Genomic DNA, 24432 nt, shown 5'->3' with positions numbered 1-24432 from the left:
CACAGGAATTTTGCGGGAAGGCACAGAAAATTCAAATGATTCCCATCTTATTTGCAGCCGCCTTTGGTTTGCTGATTACGATTTTTGGTACCCCGGTATTCATCAAATACCTCGTGGGTAAGCAGTTCGGTCAGTTCATCCGTGAAGACGGCCCTACCTCGCACCAGACGAAGCGTGGCACACCCACCATGGGTGGTGCCGTCATCATGGCGGGTGCGACCGGAGGTTTCTTTCTGTCGCTGATAGCCACCGCCCTGATTTTTGGGGTGAGCGTTATGCCTTCTGCCTCGGTGCTACTGCTGCTCTTTTTGATGTTGGGTATGGCGGGGGTCGGCTTCATTGATGACTACCGCAAGATCGCTAAAAAGCAGTCTGAGGGTCTCAAACCGTGGGAAAAGATTGTGTTGCAGGGCGCTGTGGGTACCATTTTCGGTGCTTTGGCTCTTCAGTTTCCCAATGAAAGAGGCTGGACGCCGGCATCTACCGCTATTTCTTTCACCCGCGATACTGCCCTCGATTTGGCAGCTGCCGGTCCGGTGGTGGGTGTGGTTCTCTTTGTGCTGTTGGCTAACCTGATTTCTACGGCGACCACTAACGCTGTGAACCTTACCGATGGGTTGGACGGGCTAGCAAGCGGTATCGCCATCATGGTCTTTAGTGGTTACATGCTTATTTCCATGTGGCAGAACAACCACCTGTGTGACCTTAACGCCATGGTGGATGTTTGCTATGAGGTGCGCGACCCCTTGCAACTTGGCATGATGGCGGCATCTCTGGTGGGTTCACTGATTGGTTTCTTGTGGTGGAACACCTCACCGGCATCCATCTTCATGGGTGATACCGGTTCACTCGGTATTGGCGGTGCTCTTGCTGCTTTCGCGATGCTCTCACGCACCGAACTGCTGCTGGTTATTCTTGCCGGTCTTTTTGTCTCCATTACCGTTTCCGTGATTATTCAGGTGGGGTACTTCAAACTGAGCGGCGGTAAGCGCGTATTTTTGATGGCACCGTTGCAGCACCACTTTGAGCTCAAGGGCTGGCCTGAAGTCAAGGTTGTTGTACGTTTTTGGATTGTTGCCGGCTTGCTGGTGCTGATTGCCCTCGGCATTTTCTACGGTGACTGGCTGATGAGCAACGGAGGAGTACTCAACGCATGAAAGCTACCAACGAAAACCCCATTCTTGAGTCAGAGCGTTTAGCATCGCTGACATCGTGGGACGCCAACTGGGCAGGTCTCAAAGTTGTTGTTGCCGGCTTGGGTGTCTCGGGCTTCTCAGCTGCTGATACCCTCATTGAGCTGGGCGCGCGCGTCCTGGTGGTAGATGGCAAAGACGATGCTGGAAACCGCGACAAAGAGCAAACTCTGCGCATCATTGGCGCTGCGGACGTTCTGCTAGGCGAGGGCGCAATGGACGCCCTACCCACTGTGGACGGCGAAAAAGCTGACCTCGTGATTACCTCACCCGGGCTTCGTCCTACCCTCGGTGTTCTGGCGGATGCAGCAGCTCAGGGCGTTCAGATCTGGGGAGATGTTGAACTTGCCTGGCGTCTGCGTGAACGCGCCGGACGCACCACCGCACCCTGGCTGTGTATTACCGGCACCAACGGTAAAACCACCACCGTGGGCATGCTTGAGTCAATTCTGCAGACTGCAGGTCACAAAGCCATCGCCGTAGGTAATGTTGGCACCCCCATTCTTGATGCCCTGCGTGATCCTGTTGACTACGACTTCTTCGCGGTGGAACTCTCAAGTTTTCAGTTGCACTGGACCCACTCCATGTCACCGCTAGCATCTGTGGTACTCAACGTTGCCGAAGACCACGTGGACTGGCACGAAGGCTACGATAACTACTTAGCTGATAAAGCCCGTATTTACGAAAACACCCAGGTTGCTTGCGTCTTTAACGCAGATGCACCCGAAACCATCACCATGGTCGAAGAAGCAGACGTTATCGAGGGCGCTCGCGCTATTGGTTTTTGGGTAAACACCCCCAGCGTCTCTATGCTCGGCGTTATTGACGGTTTACTGGTGGATCGTGCTTTCCTCGATGACCGTAAAACCCAGGCACTTGAAATCGGTGCGGTAGAAGATACCGGGCAGCTGCCCACCCGCCACACCGTTGAAAATGCCCTGGCTGCATCTGCCCTCGCACGAGCAGCCGGTGTTAGCCCCGATCAGATCCGCGAAGGCCTGCGCGCTTTTGAACCCGGCGACCACCGCATCCAACTGGTAGCAAATACTCACGGTGTTCTGTGGGTTAACGACTCCAAAGCAACTAACCCGCATGCCGCGAACGCTTCTCTGGCTTCCTTCAAACCGGTGATTTGGATTGCTGGTGGTCTTTCAAAGGGGGTCGAATACGACCAGCTGGTCAAAGACCACGCACAACGTTTGAAAGCTGTTATTGCGATTGGAACAGACCACGATGGTCTGTTAGCTGCCTTGAAAACGCACGCTCCCGAGATGCCGGTTTACAACATAACCCAGTCAGCTCGTGAGACGGGAATCGACATCACCGATGGTAGCTGGGCTATGCAACAAGCCATTGCCAAAGCCCACGAGCTTTCGGAACAAGATGACACGGTACTGATGGCACCGGCAGCGGCATCTATGGATCAGTTTGTATCCTACGCTGATCGCGGCAATGCTTTTATTGACGCAGTAGCTAACCTGGTCGAAGAAATCAACGGCCAGTAACGGTATGCCGGGAGTCTTTATCTGAAGGCTCCCGGCTATCTTATTTTTGACAGTACGCCTGAAACCGAGAGATTTTAGGCGGGTAGCTGAAGGTAGAAGAGAGCACATATGAGCGCACCTGTGACAGAACGCGAGCAGCGATCCTTAGCATCGTTGCCTCGATCCGGCATGCCCAAAATATTTGAGGGCGCGTTGAACGTATATAACGGTGCCTACCGTCGCCTCTCAACTATGAGCGTTCGAGATGTGCCTCTCGTTATCACCTTGGTTGCCCTGATTCTTACCGGATTCGGGTGCATGATGGTTCTTTCTGCGTCCTTCGTAGGCAGTATTTCACGCAATGCGGATGCTTATAGTCAGGCAATTAGTCAGGCACGTTCAGCAGCGGTGGGATTGGTGGTCTTTGGTATTGCCGCTTTCATGCCTATTCGTGCTTATCGAAACCGTTTTGTGCCCCACCTACTGCTGTTGATTGCGCTTGCCATGCAGGTCGCCGTGGTTGTTTTTGGCGTTGATATCAACGGCAACCGTAACTGGATTCAAATAGGCGGTCAGAGTCTTCAGCCATCAGAAACCAGTAAGATTCTCATTATTTTGTGGCTGGCGTATATTTTGAATATGCGCGGTAACATATCCCGCAGCATTCACAAGGCTCTCGTTCCCTCTGTACTGGGGTGGGGTGCCTTGGTGGGGCTGATTCTGATGGGTCGCGATATGGGTACCGTGGTGGTGTATGCCGCCATCTATTTTGGAATGCTGTGGTTCGCAGGAGCACCGGGCAAACTCATGCTCGGCACCATTGGTGCGGGCTTGCTAGCAGCTATAGTGCTGGTCATCCAAAGCCCCAACCGCCTGGATCGTTTCTTCGCAGTCTTCGGGAACTGCACTGGTGCGGTATGCGATCAAACCAATGCCGGTCTAGCTGCTCTTGCCACCGGCGGAATCTGGGGTGTAGGGCTTGGCCAATCGCGTCAAAAATACAACTACCTCCCTGAGCCACATAACGACTATATTTTCGCCATCATCGGTGAAGAACTGGGTCTCGTAGGCACCCTCTCAACCCTGATTCTTTACCTCGTGCTCTTTTACGGTGCAATACGTATTCTGCTGCGTTCTTATGACCGTTTCATTCGCCTTGCTACCGGCGGCATTATCCTGTGGTTCGCTTCGCAGATGCTCATCAACATTGCGATGGTTACGGGTGTTGGTCCAGTGGTGGGCATCCCCCTTCCCTTCGTTTCCTTCGGTGGTACCTCTCTCATGGCGTCCTTTGCCGCTGCTGGCTGCCTGGTGGCTTTTGCCCGGCAGACCCCTCTTGCCCCGTTGGCAGGGGAGCGCCGGTTCGCGGACGCCAACAGCTTACGGGATCCTCGCGAACGCAAGGACGCGCTGCGCAGACAGAAGCTGCTACCTGTCATCGTGGCAGAGCAAGAACACATTGCAACTGCTAAACCTTTCGACTGGAACAAAACCATGTCAGCGCTAGGGCTTGCCCCTGCACCGGTTGCCAGTGGCTGCTCACGCTCTCACACGCGTCCTTCTTCAACGCAACGCCCCCGTAACAGCGAACCCCTGCCCAAAAAGCGCTCTGGTGCTCGCCCCTCAGGCAGTATTCAGCGTCAAGCTGCAGCACGTACCCAGCATGCCGAGAATGAGACTCCTAAACCCAGCGCTAAACGTCAGACAACCTCAGCTACCCGTCACCCGTCAGCAGCTGCTAATGCCTCACGTCAGCAGGTACCGGGCGCGGAACATTCAAAGACTTCACAGAAAGCTAGAAAAGTCTCAGCCGCCCCTAGGCAGAAACAGTCTCAGCGCTCATCGGCTCAGGAACAGCGCATTCCCGCAGGGCTTACTCCCATTCGACGAGCCAAGAAACTCCCACCCAAAAACTAAGCACGGTGATGAGTGAGGGGTTAGAGAAAGTCACCAAAACCCCGTAAACTTGACTCTCGACTGAGACTCAATGATTTGGAGCGTAAAAACATGAGCAAAGCACCCTCAGTAGTTCTAGCTGGCGGTGGAACAGCAGGGCACATTAGTCCCATGCTTGCCATCGCAGCGGCACTTACCGCAGAGGTACCCGAGGCTAAACTGCACATGGTGGGTACGCCTGAGAGCATGGAAGCTCGCTTGGTTCCTGAAGCGGGCTACGAGATCTCTTTCATCCCCAAAGTGCCCTTCCCTCGCCGTCCAAATCTTGACGCTCTGAAATTTCCCCTTCTTTTTCGTACTGCCATCAAAGAAGCAGCTCGCATACTGGATAACGCCGCTGCAGATGTTGTAGTGGGCGTGGGCGGCTATGTCTGCACCCCCCTATACCTGGCAGCCCAGAAAAAAGGCATTCCCGTCGTCATTCACGAGGGCAATGCTAAGCCCGGTCTTGCCAATAAGGTGGGCGCTAAAAAAGCTGCGATGGTTGGCACCGCTTTTGACAATACTCCGATCGCTGGGGCTCGCTATGTTGGCATGCCCATGCGCGAAGAAATCGCTACCCTTGACCGGGCAGCTACGCGCGCATCTGCCCGCCAGGAGCTGGGGCTTGACGCTGATTTGCCAACCCTCATTGTTACCGGAGGTTCGCTGGGGGCACTGAGCTTAAACAAGACCCTGAAGATAGTTGTGCCCAACCTTGAAGAGTGGGGTTTCCAGGTGCTACACATTACCGGACGCGGCAAGACTGTACTCGGTGAAGACGGTCAGCCCCTAACTGCCCCCCATTACCATCAGGTGGAGTTCATCAACGGTATGCAGAAGGTCTATGCAGCTGCAGATCTGTTGGTAGTGCGTGCAGGCGCAGCAACAGTGTGCGAGGTTGCCGCCGTCGGTATTCCCGCTATTTTCGTCCCCCTGCCCATCGGCAACGGTGAACAAGAACTTAACGCACGAGCCCTCGTTGATTCAGGAGCTGCCGTTCTTGTGAAAGACTCTGAATTTACTCCTGAGTGGTTCTCAGCAACCGTACCTACCCTTATCAAGAGCTCTGATGCTCTCGCCGAGATGGGTAGCAAATCGTACACTCACGGTATCCGCAACGCAGCGCAGATGATGGCGCACGAAATTTTGAAAGCAGCACAAGCATGAGCACCTCTATCATGAACCTTGACCTCGATATGCCCGAGGTTCTTAATCCGCCCTTTGCACAGCGCCCCCGCCTTCAAGAGCTTGGACGCGTCCATTTTGCCGGTATTGGTGGCGCTGGTATGTCAGCAATCGCCCGACTCATGCTTGAAGCTGGAGTCACGGTCTCAGGCTCAGATCAGCGCGAGAGCGCTGCGTTGGATGCCCTCCGCGATATGGGTGCTACCGTCAACGTGCCCCAGCAGGCACAAAACGTTGCCGACATTGACACCCTGGTGGTCTCCACCGCTATCAAGACAGATAACCCCGAACTCATTGCAGCCCGTGAAGCGGGTGTGCGCGTCTTGCACCGTTCGGAAGCCCTGGCAGCAACCATGGGGTACATGCGAGCTATTGCGGTAGCAGGCACCCACGGCAAAACCACCACCTCCTCGATGGTTTCGATCATGATGGACGCGCTGGGAGCTCGGCCCTCCTTTGCCGTAGGTTCTGAGATCGCAGGCTACAACACGAATGCTCGACTGGGAAGTGGTAACCCCGATTCCTGGTTCGTTGCTGAAGCCGATGAATCTGATGGTTCATTTGTGCGCTACCGCCCCCACGTGGCGGTTGTGACTAACGTTGAACCTGATCACCTTGACTTCTACGGTAGCGCCGAGAAGGTTTTTGAGGCTTTCAACCGTTTTCTTGCCTCGATGGCTGACGACGGCGTGTTGGTAACTTGCGTGGATGACGCTGGTGCCGCTGACTTAGCTAATCGGGCACGAGAAGCCGGAATCGATGTTGTAACTTACGGTGAATCAGAAACCGCAGATGTTCAGCTTCTTTCCACCACTAGCGAGGGCATTGTTTGCGCCTCGAACATCCGTTGGGATTTCGAGTTGGGCAAGCAGCACTATTCTGGTGCAACCACCCTTACCCTGAACATCCCGGGTGTGCACAACCAGCTGAACGCTACAGCATCCTTCATTTGCGGGCTGATTGCCGGCTACCAGCCTCAGGCTATTGTCGAAGCATTGAGCACTTTTACCGGTACTGACCGCCGCTTTACCCTCCGCGGTGTGGCTGCTGGCGTGAGTGTTTTTGACGACTACGCTCATCACCCCACTGAGGTGCAGCGTGCGCTTGAAACCGGTCGCACCGTGGCAACCGGACACAACCTTTACGTGATGTTCCAGCCCCACCTTTTCTCTCGCACCCAAAAGTTCGCGGGAGAGTTCGCGCAGGCTCTAGCTCTTGCCGATCGCGCCTACGTTCTTGACATCTATCCCGCTCGCGAGCTACCCATTGAGGGCGTGAGCTCTCATTTGATTACTGATGCAGGCTACTCAGAGGTTAAATATGTCGCCAGCGCTGACGAGGCAGTTGAGCTTATTGTCTCTCAGGCGAATCCTGGCGATATTGTGATGACTGTTGGTGCCGGTGATATTACCGCCTATGGTGCAGAGCTTGTTAAAGCTCTTACCGAGCGTGAAGGTTAATCGGTCGTCGTGACGCCATCTCGAAAACCTCAGATACGAGCCAACTCCACTAAGGTGCGAATGCTCGAACCCACCGATCAGCTGGTGGGGCTCGAAGAGAAGAACGTTGGCATCTTTACCCAGTGGCGTAGCTCCCGTAAGGGTAGTGCCTCTGAGCAGGAAAAATCAGAAAAGCAGCCTGCTGTGCAGTCGGTGCGTAAAAGCGAAAAAACTAAGAAACCTTCTTCCTCAGCTCTGCGACGTTGGCTGACTGGTTTGGGCGCACTGATTGTTGCTACTGCCGTGTTCATCGGTGTCGTCTTTTATTCACCGTGGTTAGCCGTTCGCACCGTTACCGTTGAGGGCGCCCACCTACTCTCTGAAGACTATGTGCAGAGCCAATTAGAGCAGTTGCACGGGGTTCCCTTAAGCAGAGTGGATGATCAGCGTGTCATGGAACTGCTGGGTGAGAACTCGGTGCTGAACGGTGTAGTGACCGAAAGCAGACCTCCCCATGAACTGGTGGTTCGGTTGCAGGAGAGAGTTCCTGTGGCAGTGGTAGAAGATCGCCAAAATTTCTACTTAGTGGATGCTCAGGGCGTGCAGCTAGGCACTGTTGAGTCGGTGGAGGATGCCGGGGTTCCTCTGATCGGTGGGGGACTGAAAGCTACTGAAGAGGATTCTTTCAGGGTTTTGACCAAGGTGCTTTCATCTCTTCCGCAGAGTTTGATGAGTGAGATCTCTAAGACCACGGCAGATTCAGCATCGACCATTACCCTTCATATGAAAGACGGTACTGAAGTGGTGTGGGGAACAGCTAGTGATAGTGAAGTTAAAGCTAAGGTTTTATCTTCGCTGATTGATTCGATGGGAGCGGACGGTGCCGTTCAAGTATACGATGTATCGAGCCCTTTGCACCCCACGGTTAAATAGTTAAACCTATACTTGAGGTTCTGTGCAATTTGAAGTTTTGAGTCAAAAAGTACAGGTTTATGAGAAACATGAGCGACAGGGTTGTTTGGTATTGGTAACCTTGTGGTGAGTATGTAAGTAATTCAGCTGTTTTTACCCCTTCAACCTCAAGGTTAAGGTTTGGGTTTGAGCGGCTCTTAAGAAGATTTATTGAGGCACAAATGGACGCAGCAACTCCCCAGAACTACCTGGCAGTTATCAAGGTCGTCGGTATCGGTGGCGGCGGTGTAAACGCTGTCAATCGCATGATCGAGGTCGGTCTTCGTGGCGTAGAATTCATCGCCATCAACACCGATGCGCAGGCCCTGCTGATGTCAGATGCTGACGTGAAGCTTGACGTTGGTCGCGAGCTTACTCGCGGTCTTGGTGCAGGCGCTAACCCTGAGGTTGGTCGCCAGGCAGCTGAGGATCACGAGCAGGAGATCGAAGAAGTGCTCAAGGGCGCTGACATGGTCTTCGTTACCGCTGGTGAGGGTGGTGGCACCGGCACCGGTGGTGCGCCCGTTGTCGCTCGCATCGCACGTTCGCTGGGTGCGCTGACTATCGGTGTTGTGACCCGCCCCTTCACCTTTGAGGGTCGCCGTCGTTCAAACCAGGCAGAAACCGGTATCGCGGCGTTGCGCGATGAGGTCGATACCCTGATCGTTATTCCTAACGACCGTTTGCTCTCCATCTCAGACCGCAACGTTTCGATGCTGGATGCTTTCAAGTCAGCTGACCAGGTACTTCTCTCAGGCGTTCAGGGTATTACCGACTTGATTACCACCCCCGGTTTGATCAACCTTGACTTCGCTGACGTGAAGTCAGTAATGCAGGGTGCTGGCTCAGCGCTCATGGGCATCGGCTCCGCATCGGGTGAAGACCGCGCCGTCAAGGCAGCAGAACTGGCTATTGCCTCCCCGCTGCTTGAAGCGTCCATCGACGGCGCTCACGGCGTTCTGCTTTCCATCCAGGGTGGCTCTGATTTGGGTCTGTTTGAAATTAACGAAGCAGCTCGCCTAGTTCAGGAAGTCGCTCACCCCGATGCAAACATCATCTTCGGCGCTGTCATTGATGACGCTTTGGGTGATGAAGCACGTGTGACCGTTATTGCGGCAGGCTTTGATTCAGTAAACCCCGAGACCAACTCAAATAACGCTAACGCCGCGGCAACCCAGGCGCAGCGTACCCAGCAGACTTTCGGCGGCAACTCAGCCCAGCAGCCAGGTGTAGCATCAGCACCCCAGCGCGGTGGCTTCTCAGCTCCCGCCGCTAACAGTTGGTCAAACCAACACTCTGACGTACCGGCATCCGCTAGTTTCGATGTTGATTTGCCTCCGGTAGTTGAGGACGCTCCTGCACCCCGCAAGGACTCACTGGACGTTCCCGACTTCCTTAAGTAAGTCTCACTCTGTAGCCATCGGCTAGGAACTTTCTAAGAGCAAGAGCACTGCCCCTGTCAGGGATCAGTCTCTTGCTCTTGGGCTATCTGTACCTTATAGTTTTCGCTGATTATTCGGTCAGCGTTGATACTGAGTCGGGGGAGTCCGTTGGATCTTTTCGTGTCGCACGAAGCCATTGAGACAGTGCAGGGCACCGTGCATGTTGCTTTCACGTCAAAAGTAGCCGGTAACTTAGGTTTGCATGTGGGAGATTCAATTCAAGCTCTTACTCACCGGTATGAGCTAGAGAAAGCTCTCGGTCTTGAGCAGGGTGCTATTGCCTATCTGAATCAAGTGCATGGCACCGATGTAGCCAGTGAGTTTCCCGATCCGGTAGCTGTTGATGCCTCTGTCGAGAATGCTGCCTGGGTCTTGGCATCGGCACCTGTTGCCGACGCGGCGGTCAGCAATGGCGCCAGGCGCCCCCTAGGTGTTTTGGTCGCCGACTGTATACCGTTGGTTTTCTGGGGTGTAACTGATCAAGGAAAAAATGTTACAGCTGTTGCCCATGCCGGGCGCAGGGGGCTACTCGATGGAGTTATTCAGGCAACACTTGAGCGTATGCAAGAACAAGGTGTTACGCAGGTGCGTGCCTGGATAGGACCCTCTATCTGTGGACGCTGTTATGAGGTTCCCGAGCAGCTGCAGCAAGAATCGGAGTTGCTGATGCCGGGCATCTCTAGCACAACGAGCTGGGGCACCCCTGCCTTGGATTTGCCTGCTGCGGCTATCGCTTTGCTGGGGAGCGATCCGACAGTGATTGAGGTGAACGCTGAAACTAACGTGTGTACTTTTGAGGATCATCGGGTGTCTTCGCATCGCAGGGCTGATGCGTCCAGAATTGCAGGTTTGATTTGGAAGGAAGAAAAAGAATGACGACCGATCGCCGCCAAGATCTTGAGCGTAACCTCTATCAGGTGCGGGCTCGTATAGCTGAGGCTGAGAGGGACTATTCGGGGGTGCGTCATGACTCATCGCCTGCGGTTCATTTGATGGCTGTCACCAAGTTTTTTCCGGCTAGTGATGTTGAGTTACTCTACGGTTTGGGTGTCAATCATGTCGGTGAAAATCGTGATCAGGAGGCATCTGCTAAAGCGCGTGATCTTGAGTCTCTCACCCGTAACGCTCAGAACCCTCTGCGGTGGTCTTTTATTGGTCAGCTGCAAACCAATAAGGCGAAGTCTGTGGTGCAGTATGCCACCGATATACACTCGGTTGATCGTCTGTCGTTGGTCAAAGCGTTGGGCAAGGCATATAACCAGCAGGTAGCCCGCTACGAAAACGAGGAGGCGTCAGCTCCCCTTGCCTACCATCTGGGCGGTTTGAGCTGCCTGGTGCAGGTTAGTTTGGCTCAGGGGGAAGACACTGCCGGACGCGCGTCCGAAGGGCTGCGAGGTGGGGGTCATCAAGAGCTAGTTCTTGAGATTGCTTCAGCATTGGAGGCAACTGAAGGGCTGACCTGCGCCGGGGTTATGGCGGTTCCTCCGTTGGGTGCAGATACAGATCAGGCTTTTGAGCGATTGCACGAAATTTCTCAGAACTTGCGTCAGGAGTTTCCCCACGCAGCGCACATTTCAGCCGGCATGAGCACTGATTTAGAGTCAGCGATCCGGTGGGGATCCACTATTGTCCGGGTCGGTTCTCAAATCTTGGGGCCTCGCACACTGGTACAGTAGATATACAACCAAAACACCGTTCGACGGTGAAACATACTCAATTATCAGGCAGATTCATCGAGGAGAAAAATGTCGCGCACGCTTCAACAAGCCATGGCTTACTTAGGTCTTGCTGAACCCGGTGAGCCTGCCCCAGCACAACGTTCAACGAATCGTCGTGAAGAGTATTACCGGGATGAAGATTTAGATTTCCCTCGCGAAGAATTTTTTGAGGACTACAACACCACCACTGTAGAACCCGTGAGTCCTGAAACGGAATATGAAGATACCTCCGATTTCAATGAGGTTTTTGAATCAACTCCTATTGCTGAGGTTTCTTCTGGTTCTGGAAGCAAAGCTGCTCGCAGTCAGGTGGCGTCACCGGCTGCTACTACAAACGAAAGTGAAGAGGAATTGCGACGTATTACAACTATTCACCCCCGTTCATACAATGATGCCAAAATCATTGGTGAATCATTCCGTGAAAACATCCCTGTGATTATGAACGTTACCGATATGGCTGAGGGAGAAGCGAAGCGTCTGGTTGATTTTTCTGCGGGTCTTGCCTTCGCGCTACACGGCTCAATTGAGCGTGTGACCGACAAAGTTTTCTTGCTGACCCCCGCTAACCTCGAGGTGCTGGGTGCCGAAGGCACCGAAATTCCGGTGCCTGTGGATGAGGATTCGCACGGCCTCTTTAACCAGGACTAGAGTCGTGGGTTATCTCTTAGCGGTTCTTGCTTTTGCGGTTTATGTCTTTCAGCTGGTGCTCATGCTTCGTCTGGTGCTCGACTGGGTGCAGATGTTCGCGGGCTCGTGGCGTCCGCGGGGTGTCATGTTAGTGGCTGCTTCAGCCATTTATGCTGTTACTGACCCGCCGATGAATGCCCTGCGTAGGCTGGTTCCTCCCATTCGAGTGGGAGCAATCTCGCTTGATGTGGGCTTCTTGATTCTGTTCTTTGCGGTGTCTTTTGTATCTATTTTCTTACAGAGACTGCTGGTGAGTTTTTCGTGATTTGCTGGGTCAGCAGTCAGAGTACGTTTGCTGGGGCGTGAAAAGCTAGCGGGTAACTTGTGCTTTGAAGCCTTTGAAATGGAACCTGCTGTTTATTGGCTGTGTGTCAAACATCAACTAACTTGTGGGCTGTTTTGTGGATAAGATATTAATAGTTTTTGTCTAAAATACTAGAAGTTAGAATTTGTCATCGTTGAGGGCGCATCCCGGTTCAACCCGAAAGGGTGTGAAGCTACCTGAAGCTCACAGCACTTGCCATATGTAAAGCGGTAACTTTTTATATAGAAAACAAGAGCTGGGGGCTTGCTGGCAAATTGGCGCGGTGAGTCGCTCAAAAGATTGTAAGATTCTGTTTAGTTAAAGATGTTTGGGGTAACATCTGATCACCATCTCCTATGGTGATACGGTTCGATTTATGAGGTGATTCATTCGTGGCTCTTACGCCAGAAAACGTAATCAACAAGGGGTTTAAGTTTACGAAATACACCAAGGGCTACTCCATGGAAGAAGTCGATGACTTCTTGGACGAGGTAGTTGTTGAGTTTCGTCGCTTGAACGCTGAGAACGCTTCACTGAAGCGCCAGCTTGAAGAAACTGAGGCTAAGCTGGCAGCTGCCGAAGAGGCACAGTCACAGGTCCTTGATTCTGAGATTGTGGGTGATGCTACACCTGCTGCAAGCCCCGCCACGGCTGCGCCCGTTGCTGAACCTGTACCCGTTGCAGCGCCTGCGGCTTCGCAGACTCCTGCGCCCGATAACGCTGCATCCTTGCTGGCCATGGCACAGAAGGTTCACGACGACTACGTTGCTGCCGGTAAGGCAGAGAAGGAACGTATGGTTGGTGAGGCGCGTAGCGAAGCAACGTCACTGGTTGCTGATGCTCGTACCGAACGCAACCGTGTTCTGGGTGAACTGGATCAGACCAAGAAGCAGCTTGAAATCTCGGTAGATAACCTGCGTAACTTCGAAAAGCAGTACCGTGAGGGTCTGCGTCACTTGATGGAATCTAACCTCAAGGAGCTGGAATCAACCCCTAGCATCGAACCGCAGCAGAGCACTTTCTCACGCCAGGAATTCTAATCCTTTCAAGGGAAAAATCAGCGTTAGGCTAGTTTCTCTCAATGGCTGAATACAAGAGGTGGCGGTAAAACCAGTGAGTGGTTTTGCCGCCACCTCTTTCTGCGTACTTCCGGCGTTGGGGAGGCACTTTGGGGTACTGTTGGGTAGCTCATTTTCACTGGAGTTAGCTGCGCGATAAGCTAGAGACTTCACGAGTAAAAAGGGGACTGTGAGTGAACGATAAGAAGCCGGCAAAGCTGGTCGATGACAGGTGCAAGAAGGGGCTGATGGCTCTTGTTGTTGTGCTGGTGTACGCTGCGGATCAGCTGAGCAAAGCTGTCGTTGAACGCACGATGGAGCTGGGACAGCGTATTGAAGTTATCGACGGGTTCTTTCGGTGGTTTTATATACTCAATCCAGGTGCTGCCTTCTCTTTTGGCGAGGGGCACACATGGGTTTTTACCCTTATTCAGTCGGTGGCGGTTTTGATTGTTATTGTCGCTCTGGTACGTTCGCGTGCTCTCTGGTGGATCCTGAGTTTGGCAACTCTGTTAGGGGGGATTCTGGGTAATTTGACGGATAGGTTGTTCAGGCCTCCGGGGTTCGGCACAGGTCATGTTGTAGATTTTATTTCGGTAGGTAACTTCGCTATTTTCAACATCGCTGATGCTGCGATTTGCTGCGCGATGGTCGGTGTTATCCTGCTGACCCTGGTGGGTTTGAAACTTGATGGTAGCTACGAGACGAAGGCTGAGAAAGCATGAGTAACCGTATTCAGCGAGAACTAGTAGTGCCTGAGGCGGAGGCGGGTGCGCGCCTAGATGCTGTACTTGCAGCTGCCTGCGATGTTCCGCGTGCGCTGGCTGCTGAGTGGGCGAGTACCGGGGACGTGCAGATTATTCGTGATGGTAAAGCTGTAAAGACCACGAAGTCAGCAAAAGTTACAGAGAATGACCGTCTGGTGATTGATGCCCCTGCCCCCCGTGATTTGGCGGATATCAACCCCGAGTATGTTGATGGCTTTTCGGTAGTGTATCAGGATGACGACATCGCGGTGGTCGATAAGCCCGCAGGCGTTGCTGCTCATCCCTCCCCTGGGTGGCACGGTCCCACGGTTGTAGGTGTGCTTTTGGGCGCAGGGGTATCGGTATCAACATCTGGCGCATCCGAGCGTCAGGGGATTGTGCATCGACTGGACGTCGGCACCTCAGGTCTCATGGTTGTTGCTAAGAACGAGCACTCTTATGCAGAGCTCAAACGAGCTTTCAAAGAGCGTACCGTTGAGAAGGTCTATCACACGCTAGTGCAGGGGATTCCCGACCCTCTTAAGGGCACCATCGACGCTCCTATCGGTCGCCACCCCGGTCACGAGTGGCGGTTCGCGGTGATTGAGGGTGGCCGCGATTCAGTGACCCACTACGAGGTGCTTGAGGCATACGGTCCGGCATCCCTGGTTGAGGTTCATCTTGAGACAGGACGCACTCATCAGATCCGCGTACATTTTTCTGCCTTGAAACACCCCTGCTTGGGCGATCTGACCTACGGTGCTGACCCTGCTGTCAGCGCGAATCTGGGTCTAACCCGCCAGTGGTTGCACGCCCATAAGCTGGGCTTTACCCACCCTAGCACGGGTCAGTACGTTGAATTTGAATCGAGTTACCCTGAAGATTTGAACTTTGCGGTTGAGCAGCTGCGCGACGGCAACTTCTAAACCCAGCACCCCTAATATTTTCTAAGCATCGAGAGAAACGAGCGATCTGTGAGCGGCAAAGGCTTCACCCATCTTCACGTACACACCGAGTACTCCATGCTTGATGGGGCTGCTCGACTCACCGATTTGTTCGATCATGCTAAAGAGCTGGGCATGAGCTCTTTGGCAACCACTGACCACGGTTTTCTTTTCGGCGCGTTCGACTTTTGGAATAAAGCGCGTCAAGCTGATGTGAAGCCGATTATCGGTGTGGAAGCCTACGTGACACCCGGTACTGCGCGTCAAGACCGTACTCGCGTGAAGTTTGCTGATGGTGGTCGTGATGACGTTTCCGGTGGTGGTGCTTACACCCATATGACTCTGTGGGCTGAAAATACTGCTGGCATGCACAACTTATTCCGCGCGTCCTCCCTCGCCTCCTTGGAGGGGCATTTCTACAAGCCGCGTATGGATAAAGAACTCTTGCAGACCTACGGTAAGGGCCTGATTGCAACTACCGGTTGTCCCTCGGGAGAAGTCCAAACTCGTCTGCGTCTGGGACAGTACCGGGAGGCGGTGCAGGCAGCAAGCGATTTCCGCGATATCTTCGGGAAAGAAAATTATTACTGCGAGATTATGGATCACGGTCTTGATATTGAAAAGAACGTGATGAATGATCTCCTCAAGCTGTCTAAAGAGCTCAACCTTCCTCTGGTTGCTACTAATGATTTGCACTACACCCATGCGGAGGATTCTAAAGCCCATGAGGCACTGCTGTGTGTGCAGTCAGGTTCAACCTTGCAAGACCCCAAGCGTTTCAAGTTTGATGCGGATAATTTTTACCTGAAGTCGCCGGAGGAAATGCGTCATCTCTTCCGCGACTTTCCCGAGGCTTGCGATAACACCCTGGAAATCGCTGAGCGCTGCAATGTTGAGTTCAATACCAAGGCAAACTATATGCCGCGCTTTCCCGTGCCTGAAGGGGAGAACGAGGAATCGTGGTTCGTCAAAGAAGTCGAAAACGGTCTGCGCTACCGTTTTCCCAACGGCGTTCCTGACAATGTACGCAAGCAGGCAGAGTACGAGGTGAGTATCATCTCTCAGATGGGCTTTCCCGGCTACTTCTTGGTGGTTGCTGACTTTATTAACTGGGCGAAGTCTCAGGGGATTCGTGTAGGTCCGGGTCGTGGATCGGGTGCGGGCTCAATGGTGGCGTACGCCATGCGTATTACCGATTTGAACCCTCTAGAACATGACCTGATTTTCGAGCGCTTTCTCAACCCTGACCGAGTGTCAATGCCCGACTTCGATGTGGACTTCGATGATCGTCGCCGCTCAGAAGTGATTCACTACGTCACTGAGAAGTATGGCGAAGACAAGGTAGCGATGATCGTTACCTACGGTACTATCAAGGCAAAACAGGCTCTTAAAGACTCCTCGCGCGTGCTGGGCTACCCCTTCTCTACCGGTGAGCGCCTGACTAAGGCGATGCCCGATGATGTGATGGGTAAGAACATTGCCCTGGCGAATGTCTATAACCCTGAGGACAAACGTTACAAGGACGCGGGCGATCTGCGCGAGCTGATTGAAACCGACCCTGATTCAGCGAAGGTTTTTGAAACCGCTAAGGGTATTGAGGGGCTGAAACGTCAGTGGGGCGTACACGCTGCGGGCGTCATCATGTCGAGCCATAATCTCATTGACGTGATTCCGATTATGCGCCGTGAGCAAGATGGTCAGGTCATTACCCAGTTTGATTACCCCACCTGTGAGGGTCTGGGTCTGATCAAGATGGATTTCTTGGGTCTGCGTAACCTCACTATCATCTCGGATGCGCTCGAAAACATTAAGATGAACCGCGATGAAGAGCTTGATCTTGAAACCCTCGAAATTGATGATGTTGAGTCGTACAAGCTGCTAGCTCGTGGCGATACCCTCGGTGTGTTCCAGCTCGATGGCGGGCCCATGCGTCAGTTGCTGAAACTTATGCAGCCCGATCACTTTGAACATATTTCCGCGGTGCTTGCCCTCTACCGCCCCGGTCCTATGGGCGCTAACTCGCACACCAACTACGCCTTGCGTAAGAACGGTCTGCAGGAAGTTACCCCGATTCACCCCGAGCTTGAAGAGCCGCTGGCGGAGATTCTTAACACCACCTACGGCCTGATTGTATATCAGGAACAGGTTATGGCGATTGCTCAGAAAGTCGCGGGCTACTCTCTGGGTGAGGCTGATATTCTGCGTCGAGCCATGGGCAAGAAGAAGAAAGCGGAGCTGGATAAACAGTACGCGACCTTCCATCAGGGCATGCTCGATAACGGCTTCTCAGAAGAGGCTGTTAAGGCGCTCTGGGATATTCTGTTGCCTTTCTCTGACTATGCTTTTAACAAGGCGCACACCGCAGCCTACGGTTTGGTTTCCTACTGGACGGCATACCTCAAGGCCCATTACCCGCAGGAATACATGGCTGCGCTGCTGACATCAGTGGGCGATGATAAAGACAAGCTGGCTCTGTATCTTAACGAGTGCCGTCACATGAACATCACGGTGTTACCGCCCGATGTTAACGAGTCAGCGCTGAACTTCACCCCTGTAGGTAAAGATATTCGCTTTGGTATGGGCGCTATTCGTAACGTCGGTGCCAACGTGGTGACCGCTATGGTCGAAACCCGTGAAGAGAAGGGGCGCTTTGAATCCTTCCACGACTTCCTGAAGAAAGTACCCGCTGTGGTGTGTAATAAGCGCACTGTAGACTCGCTCATTAAAGCTGGTGCTTTCGATGATTTGGGGCACCTACGTAGACCCTTGTCGGTGATTCACGAAGAGGCAATTGACGCGAACATCTCGGTCAAACGTCAAGAAGCTGCCGGTCAGTTCGATCTCTTTGGCGATTTGGGCGGTGGGGGAGACGACCCTGCTGATGAGCTTATGATTTCTATTCCCGATCTGCCAGAGTGGGAAAAGAAAGACAAGCTCAACTTTGAACGTGAGATGCTGGGGCTCTACGTGTCTGACCACCCCCTGCGCGGTCTTGAGGAGCAGCTTGATGCCCTTTCGGACGCGTCCATTCAGTCTCTGCTGGATGAAGATTCAAGCCGCGGAGACGGCTCTATCGTGACAGTAGCGGGTATGATTACCTCGGTCTCACGGCGTATCGCTAAAGCCAGTGGTAACCCTTACGCGCGCATCGAGTTAGAAGACCGTACCGGCTCCATCGAGATTATGTTCTTCGGTAAGGTCTACGGTCCTTACTCAAATGCTCTTGTTGAAGACCAAATCTGCACTATTAAGGGACGTCTGCAACGCCGTGACGATGGCTCGGTGACTATTTCTGCCCAGGAGATGCAGCAGCCAGAAATTACCGCTGACGGTAAAGCTGGTCCGGTGACCCTTTGTATTTCCGAGTACAAAGCAACCCAAGATTCCATTACCGCCCTGCGTGATGTCTTGGAAAACCACCGCGGCGAGTCTGAGGTTCGGATTGTGCTTCAAACCCGTACGAAGAAAGTTCTGATGCGCATACCACCGCAGTTGAGGGTTACTCCCAACCCCGCCCTCTACAGTGATCTTAAGGTGATATTTGGTCCAACCTGTCTGGATGCCTCGTAAGAGGATCCAGCAGTAGTCACTTTCTTCACATGCCGCCCCTGATGACGATAGGTGCTTGGTACAAGACCTTGTTCATGGGGCGGCATCGCTGTGACCGGTTGAGTGCGAGACCATCCTTGCGTTCTAAAAGATGATTTGACCCTAGCCATAAGATCGGTCTTACGAGAAACTTAACAATAAAGTAACTTGGGGAGGGCAACCCGCAGTCTGCTTCTACTTCATCCCCGCTCTGGTTCTTGTTGTCACCGGCGCGGGTCGCCTTTCACTGGACTACCTACTCTTCCGCAGCAAGTAGCTCCATTTCGGAACCTTAGGTTTGAGCCACAGCCAGCTATCGATCTTCGGTGGCTGGCTTTTCATGCCCCCCCCATATCACTTACAACCCTGTGTAAAACGGTCATAATCTTTTGAGAAGAGACGCCTGCTTGTAGACTAAAACCATGACACAAGACCAGCTCTCACCTGTTAACCTACGTACCATCGACCTCCGCGGAACAAACCATACCTACGCGCAGTTGCGTACCATCGTCCCGCGCCAATCCTCTGAATACGTGGGCAATGCAGCTAAGACCGTCGAAAGGATTATCGCCGGTGTGCGTGAGCGCGGTGCGCAGTACCTGCGAGAGCTGTCAGCCCAGTTCGATCAGGTGGAACAAGGAGCGCTGCGGGTGCCTCAGTCAGCTATTGACGAGGCAGTTGCCAGTTTGACCCCTGAAGTCCGTGCCGGTCTTGAAGTAGCGATTGAGCGCACTCGCACTTTTGCGCGTGTCCAGCGTCCTGCAGACGCGCGTGTTGAGGTTGCTCCCGGTGCTACCCTTGTGAACCGCTGGACTCCCGTGTGCCGTGCTGGCGTCTATGTTCCCGGTGGCTTGGCGGTGTACCCCTCATCGGTGGTGATGAATACGGTGCCCGCCCAGGCCGCGGGCGTTGAGTCAATTGTTCTGTGTACCCCGCCCCAAAAAGAATTTGGCGGTATGCCCCACCCCACCATTCTGGCGGCAGCCGGTTTGTTGGGTATTAGCGAGGTTTGGGCGATCGGAGGGGCGCAGGCATTAGCCGCAATGGCGTATGGCGTAGCAGATGGGGATGACTACTTAGAGTCGGTTGATACCATTACCGGTCCCGGTAATATTTTTGTAGCCCTAGCTAAGCGAGCTTTGCAGGGCGTGGTGGGTGTAGACGGTGAGGCGGGAACCACCGAAATTGCCGTTATCGCTGATGATACAGCGACCCCCGCATTTGTAGCGGCGGATCTTATCTCTCAGGCGGAACACGACCCCAACGCAGGCTCTGTGCTTATCACTCACTCTCAGCAGCTGGCTGAGTCGGTGCGCGCCGAAATCACCGCGCAAACTGCGGCGACCAAACACAGCGAGCGCGTCCGCACTGCCCTTGAGGGCGTTCAATCAGGCGTTATTCTCACCGATTCATTAGAAGCATCAGTGCTGGTTGCTGATGCTTACGCCGCTGAACACCTTGAAATTCATACTGAAAATGCTGCCGACGTGGCGTCACAGGTTCGCAATGCGGGGGCGATTTTTATTGGCTCGTACTCACCTGTTCCTCTGGGAGATTACGCAGCAGGATCCAACCACGTACTGCCCACTTCTGGCACCGCAGCTTTTGCCTCGGGGCTCAACACTACCGTCTTTATGAAAGCGGTTCAGCTTATTGAATACAGCAAGGACGCCTTGGCTGAAATCGGTGACAGCATTGTGGCTCTGGCTGAAGAAGAGGATTTGCCCGCTCACGGGCAAGCCATTACGGCAAGAACTCGCTAGACTAAAGACAGACTGAAAACTGAATTTTTCACCATCAGAAGAGAGCTGCAGCTAAAAGTGTTTTGCCCTTACTGCCGTCACAGCGAATCCCGCGTTGTTGATTCCCGTACCACAGATGACGGTGCGGCAATTCGCCGTCGCCGTCAGTGTACCCAGTGTGGACGCCGGTTCAGCACCGTAGAGACTACGGCGGTGACCGTTATCAAGCGTTCGGGTGTTACTGAGCCCTTTAACCGTGAGAAGATCGTTAGCGGTGTGCGTAAGGCCTGTCAGGGTCGCCCCGTTACAGAGGATCAGCTCGCGAAGCTGGCGCAGGAGGTCGAAGAGACTATTCGTGCGCAGGGGCTGGCAGAGATTGATGCTCATGCGGTGGGTCTGACGATTTTGGAACCACTGTCGCGTCTTGATGCGGTAGCTTACCTTAGGTTTGCAAGTGTGTATCAGGGCTTTGAGAGCCTGTCAGATTTTGAAGCAGCCATTGGTAAATTGCGTCATGCTGAAGATGCGCAGCCTGAACAGACGACTCTGCTATAGCTGATTCAAGAAACATATATTGAATAACGCCGCCGGCGCACTATCTCAAACCCGTGGGGGATGAGGGTGCGTCGGCGGCGTTTTGCAGTGTAGCTCAGGAAAAGGATCGTAGAGCCTGTTAGCTGCTAGGAGTAGAGTCTCACTGAATGCGGTAGGTAAAGATCTGTTGCGAACTCTTCCTTCCAGTCGCGTCCGTGCGGATGCGGCGGTAGAGTCAGCTCGTGCCCCTCACCGGTGTTGAAGACCAATAGGAGGTCATCCAATTGCAACTGTACGCAGCGGAAAGCTGGGTCGTTCCACTGGAACTCTTCTACCGGCTGCCCGTCAGCCCGCCACCATTGGGCGTGCTCACCGTGAATGAAACTCTTTTGGCGTAGCGGGGCAAAGCGACGACGAACCTTTGTCAGCTCTGCCACGAAAGCCGTCAAATCAGCATCCGCTGACGCCCAGTCAAGCCAAGTCTTTTCGTTGTCTTGGCAGTAGGCGTTGTTATTGCCGTGCTGGGTGTTGCCCATTTCATCGCCCACCAATAGCATAGGAACGCCTTGGGAGAACATGAGCGTTGCGAGCATCGCCCTTACCCCGCGCGAGCGTGCCGCCGTGATCTCAGGAACATCGGTGGGACCTTCCACACCAAAGTTATTGCTGTGGTTGCCGTTGTGCCCATCCTGGTTATTTTCACCGTTAGCCTCATTGTGTTTTTGAGAGTAGCTCACTAAATCATGAGCGGTGAAACCATCGTGGGCGGTGATGAAGTTGATGGAGGTTGTTGCTGGTCTGCCGTCGTGATCAAAGATGTTCGCGCTGCCCAGAAGAACTGAGGCAAGCTGACCCATCGTGCCATCATTACCCAACCAGATTCTGCGCACCGTATCGCGGTACTGATCGTTCCACTCGCGCCAAGGGTACGGGAAACTACCGACCTGGTAGCCCCCCAACCCAATGTCCCAAGGCTCAGCAATCATTTTAAGATCTCTGAGAACGGGATCTTGTGCCACTGCCTGGAAGAAAGCTGCCTGCGACGAAAAACCGGTACTCGTACGTCCTAGCGTGGTGGCAAGGTCGAAACGGAAACCATCTACCCCGTAACGCAGGGCAAAATGGCGCAACGAATCAAGCACTAGACGCATCACATCGGGAGTGCGCACCGAAAGGGTATTGCCCGTACCGGTGTCATTAGCGTAGGAACAGTCCTCGTTGCGCACGTAGTAACCCACATCGTTGAGCCCTCGCATTGAGAGAATCGGCCCGTGATTATCGCCCTCACCGCTGTGATTGAAGACCACATCAAGAAGTACCTCAATGCCGTTTTCATGCAGGGTATGAACAGCCTGGCGAAACTCAGCATCAGCCCGTTCACCCGTATGGTCAGTGGCGTAGCGAGGCTCTAGAGCAGAGAACCCGATAGGCTGATAACCCCAATAGTTCACCAGCCCCCGAGCCACCACGTGCTGATCATCAATGAAGGTTTGCACCGGCAAAAGCTCTAGAGCTGTTGCACCGATGGTCTTCAGGTGCTCAATCACAGCGGGCTGAGCAAGAGCCGCGTAGCTACCCCGAAGCTCGGGGGCGACATCCGGATGATTCTGCGTCAGACCCTTAACATGCGCCTCCACAATCACAGTGTCTTCCCACGCGTGCTGGGGACGGTTAGAAACAGGATCCAACCCATCATCGGCCGGTGCCATGATAATACCCTTGGGCACTACTTTTGCGCTGTCCTCAGCGTTATCACCTGCCATCAGCGGGTTCCAGGTGAGGGTGGACTCTATCAGTTGCGCCCACGGATCAATGAGCAGCTTCTGAGGGTTAAAGACCGATCCCTCACCCGAAGCGCGCAGTCCGTAACGACGACCGGGGATAGCCTCAGCAATATTGCCCACCCAGTACTCACCTTCACAACGATCAAGCTCGTGACGTGTTTCTTCACCGCTCTCATCAAAAAGACAAAACCATACCTGCTCTGCCTGCGGCGCCCAGACCTCTACCCTCATGAAACCAAATCGCTCAAAAGTGCGTGATACTGCTGCGCGGAACCATCCCAACTTACTGGAGCGGTCATAGCGGTTGTACGGAGCTTTTCCCACGCCGGAGTATCAGCGTAAAGATCAGCGGCACGACCCAGAGCAAAACTCAGACCACCGGCATCAATGGTGCCGCCCAAGTAAGCGTCCCCAAAGGTGAAACCGGTAGCTACTTCACGTTCAAGATTCTCAGGCGTTGCATCGCAAACGGTATCACGCAGACCACCGGTAGCGGCAACCACCGGTATCGCACCATAGCGCATACCGTACAGCTGGGTCAGACCGCTGGGTTCAAAACGAGAGGGCACCAACACCACATCACCGGCAGCATACAAACGGTGGCTTAGCGCTTCGTCGTAGCCCAGACACAGACCCACCTTACCGGGGTAACGTGCCGCTAAATCGCTGAGCGCAGCCTCATATTCAGCGTCACCTGAACCCAGAATTGCGACCGCTCCACCGCGTTCCAAGAAACCGGGTAACGCTTGAACCATCAGGTCAATACCTTTTTGATAGGTCAGACGGGTTACTACCACAGCCAAAGGTCCGGTGGGCTGCTCAAGATTAAACTCATCAAGCACCCGCTGGCGGTTAACAGCTTTACCTACAGGATCAGCTACTGAGTAGGGAACAACATGCTCATCGGCAGCTGGATCCCATACCTTGGTATCAATACCGTTGATGATGCCCCAAAGCTCACCGCGCTCGCGACGGACTGAGACAACACCCTCCAAACCAAACCCGAACTCGGGGGTTGTGAGTTCCTGGGCGTAGCTTGGACTCACCGTCGTCAAACGTGAAGCGTGAATCATACCGGCTTTGAGCGTAGAAAGATTACCGTGATACTCCAGTGCCTCTGGGGTAAAGTCCCAGCGAGGAAGACGTATACTATCTAACTCATCCGACCCAACGATACCCTGAAACGCAATGTTATGAACGGTCATAACGGTGGGTACCGAAGAGCCAGCGTACTTGAGATACGAAGGCACTAAGCCCGCCTGCCAGTCATGTACATGCACCACATCAGGCTTCCATCGATCGCTGGTACCGTGCATCGCGATCTGTGCACCAACCCAGCTCAGCGCAGCAAACCTGATGTGATTATCGTGGTGATCGTGACCGTTCGCTGAGTAAGGACCACCATCGCGGGCAAAGAGGTGGGGAGCATCCAGTAACAAAACTTTCAACCCATCGACCGTACCGCGCACAACAGCTGCAGGACCGCCAAACAAATCCTCATCGCACCACACCCGAACACCGCGCTCTACGCGATCGAGCAAGCCCGGATAAGCCGGAAGCAGCACCTTGGATGACCACCCCAAAGGCTCAAGAGCCGCAGGCAGCGCCCCCACCACATCGGCGAGACCGCCAGTTTTCATCAGAGGTACGCATTCGGAGGCAACCGAAAGAATACGTCGTGTGCGTCGAGCCATA

At 53.8% G+C, this 24432-nt stretch carries 19 protein-coding genes; 17 read left to right on the top strand and 2 right to left on the bottom strand.

What is annotated here, in order from left to right; translation table 11 throughout:
* Positions 1-35 precede the first annotated feature (35 nt).
* From mraY to nrdR, 17 genes are all read left to right on the top strand, one after another.
* Positions 36-1157, top strand: coding sequence for a phospho-N-acetylmuramoyl-pentapeptide-transferase (gene mraY, locus JTP09_RS01835; RefSeq protein ID WP_204876359.1), 1122 nt, complete (start codon positions 36-38; stop codon positions 1155-1157).
* Positions 1154-2698 carry a UDP-N-acetylmuramoyl-L-alanine--D-glutamate ligase gene (murD, locus tag JTP09_RS01830; RefSeq protein ID WP_204876358.1) on the top strand — a complete coding sequence of 515 codons (1545 nt, stop codon included), beginning with the start codon at positions 1154-1156 and terminating at the stop codon, positions 2696-2698. Before mraY ends, murD begins: the two co-directional genes overlap by 4 nt.
* 108 nt (positions 2699-2806) lie before the next feature.
* Positions 2807-4594 carry an FtsW/RodA/SpoVE family cell cycle protein gene (locus JTP09_RS01825; RefSeq protein WP_204876356.1) on the top strand — a complete coding sequence of 596 codons (1788 nt, stop codon included), beginning with the start codon at positions 2807-2809 and terminating at the stop codon, positions 4592-4594.
* A 90-nt stretch (positions 4595-4684) separates the two neighbouring features.
* Positions 4685-5782: an undecaprenyldiphospho-muramoylpentapeptide beta-N-acetylglucosaminyltransferase gene (murG, locus tag JTP09_RS01820; RefSeq protein WP_204876351.1), complete on the top strand. Its 1098-nt coding sequence runs from the start codon at positions 4685-4687 to the stop codon at positions 5780-5782.
* Entirely contained in the window at positions 5779-7260 is a 1482-nt protein-coding gene (gene murC / locus JTP09_RS01815; RefSeq protein ID WP_239478547.1) for a UDP-N-acetylmuramate--L-alanine ligase, read from the top strand. The genes murG and murC overlap by 4 nt, the downstream gene beginning before the upstream one ends.
* A 60-nt stretch (positions 7261-7320) precedes the next feature.
* On the top strand, positions 7321-8172 hold the full coding sequence (locus JTP09_RS01810; RefSeq protein WP_204876350.1) for a cell division protein FtsQ/DivIB: 852 nt from the start codon (positions 7321-7323) through the stop codon (positions 8170-8172).
* Between the two features lie 200 nt (positions 8173-8372).
* On the top strand, positions 8373-9593 hold the full coding sequence (gene ftsZ / locus JTP09_RS01805; protein ID WP_204876345.1) for a cell division protein FtsZ: 1221 nt from the start codon (positions 8373-8375) through the stop codon (positions 9591-9593).
* Between the two features lie 159 nt (positions 9594-9752).
* On the top strand, positions 9753-10508 hold the full coding sequence (locus JTP09_RS01800; protein WP_240333896.1) for a polyphenol oxidase family protein: 756 nt from the start codon (positions 9753-9755) through the stop codon (positions 10506-10508).
* Positions 10505-11308: a YggS family pyridoxal phosphate-dependent enzyme gene (locus JTP09_RS01795; RefSeq protein ID WP_204876344.1), complete on the top strand. Its 804-nt coding sequence runs from the start codon at positions 10505-10507 to the stop codon at positions 11306-11308. The genes JTP09_RS01800 and JTP09_RS01795 overlap by 4 nt, the downstream gene beginning before the upstream one ends.
* A gap of 69 nt (positions 11309-11377) precedes the next feature.
* Entirely contained in the window at positions 11378-11998 is a 621-nt protein-coding gene (locus JTP09_RS01790) for a cell division protein SepF (protein ID WP_204876339.1), read from the top strand.
* 4 nt (positions 11999-12002) lie between these two features.
* Positions 12003-12302, top strand: coding sequence for a YggT family protein (locus tag JTP09_RS01785; protein ID WP_204876330.1), 300 nt, complete (start codon positions 12003-12005; stop codon positions 12300-12302).
* Between the two features lie 431 nt (positions 12303-12733).
* Positions 12734-13381 (top strand): DivIVA domain-containing protein, encoded by a 648-nt coding sequence (locus JTP09_RS01780; protein WP_204876327.1) that lies wholly within the window; start codon positions 12734-12736, stop codon positions 13379-13381.
* A gap of 212 nt (positions 13382-13593) precedes the next feature.
* A complete protein-coding gene (gene lspA, locus JTP09_RS01775; protein ID WP_370592467.1) occupies positions 13594-14124 on the top strand; it encodes a signal peptidase II in 531 nt (176 codons plus the stop codon).
* The gene (locus JTP09_RS01770) at positions 14121-15071 is read left to right on the top strand and encodes an RluA family pseudouridine synthase (RefSeq protein ID WP_204876322.1); all 951 of its coding nucleotides are present in this window, start codon (positions 14121-14123) and stop codon (positions 15069-15071) included. Before lspA ends, JTP09_RS01770 begins: the two co-directional genes overlap by 4 nt.
* A 48-nt stretch (positions 15072-15119) precedes the next feature.
* The gene (gene dnaE, locus JTP09_RS01765) at positions 15120-18659 is read left to right on the top strand and encodes a DNA polymerase III subunit alpha (protein ID WP_204876319.1); all 3540 of its coding nucleotides are present in this window, start codon (positions 15120-15122) and stop codon (positions 18657-18659) included.
* 440 nt (positions 18660-19099) lie between these two features.
* Complete coding sequence (gene hisD / locus JTP09_RS01760; RefSeq protein WP_204876317.1) at positions 19100-20440, top strand: histidinol dehydrogenase; 1341 nt, start codon at positions 19100-19102, stop codon at positions 20438-20440.
* Positions 20441-20497: 57 nt separating this feature from the next.
* Positions 20498-20974, top strand: coding sequence for a transcriptional regulator NrdR (gene nrdR / locus JTP09_RS01755; protein WP_204876315.1), 477 nt, complete (start codon positions 20498-20500; stop codon positions 20972-20974).
* A 125-nt stretch (positions 20975-21099) separates the two neighbouring features.
* On the opposite strand, the gene glgX is transcribed toward nrdR, so the two are convergent.
* Both glgX and glgA read right to left on the bottom strand, forming a co-directional pair.
* On the bottom strand, positions 21100-23061 hold the full coding sequence (gene glgX, locus JTP09_RS01750) for a glycogen debranching protein GlgX (RefSeq protein ID WP_204876313.1): 1962 nt from the start codon (positions 23059-23061) through the stop codon (positions 21100-21102).
* The gene (glgA, locus tag JTP09_RS01745; RefSeq protein ID WP_204876310.1) at positions 22965-24431 is read right to left on the bottom strand and encodes a glycogen synthase GlgA; all 1467 of its coding nucleotides are present in this window, start codon (positions 24429-24431) and stop codon (positions 22965-22967) included. The genes glgX and glgA overlap by 97 nt, the downstream gene beginning before the upstream one ends.
* Between the last annotated feature and the right edge of the window lies 1 nt (position 24432).

Origin of the sequence: Rothia sp. ZJ1223 (assembly GCF_016900985.1) — a bacterium.
Taxonomy (GTDB): domain Bacteria; phylum Actinomycetota; class Actinomycetes; order Actinomycetales; family Micrococcaceae; genus Rothia.
This window is presented reverse-complemented; position numbering and strand designations above follow the sequence as displayed.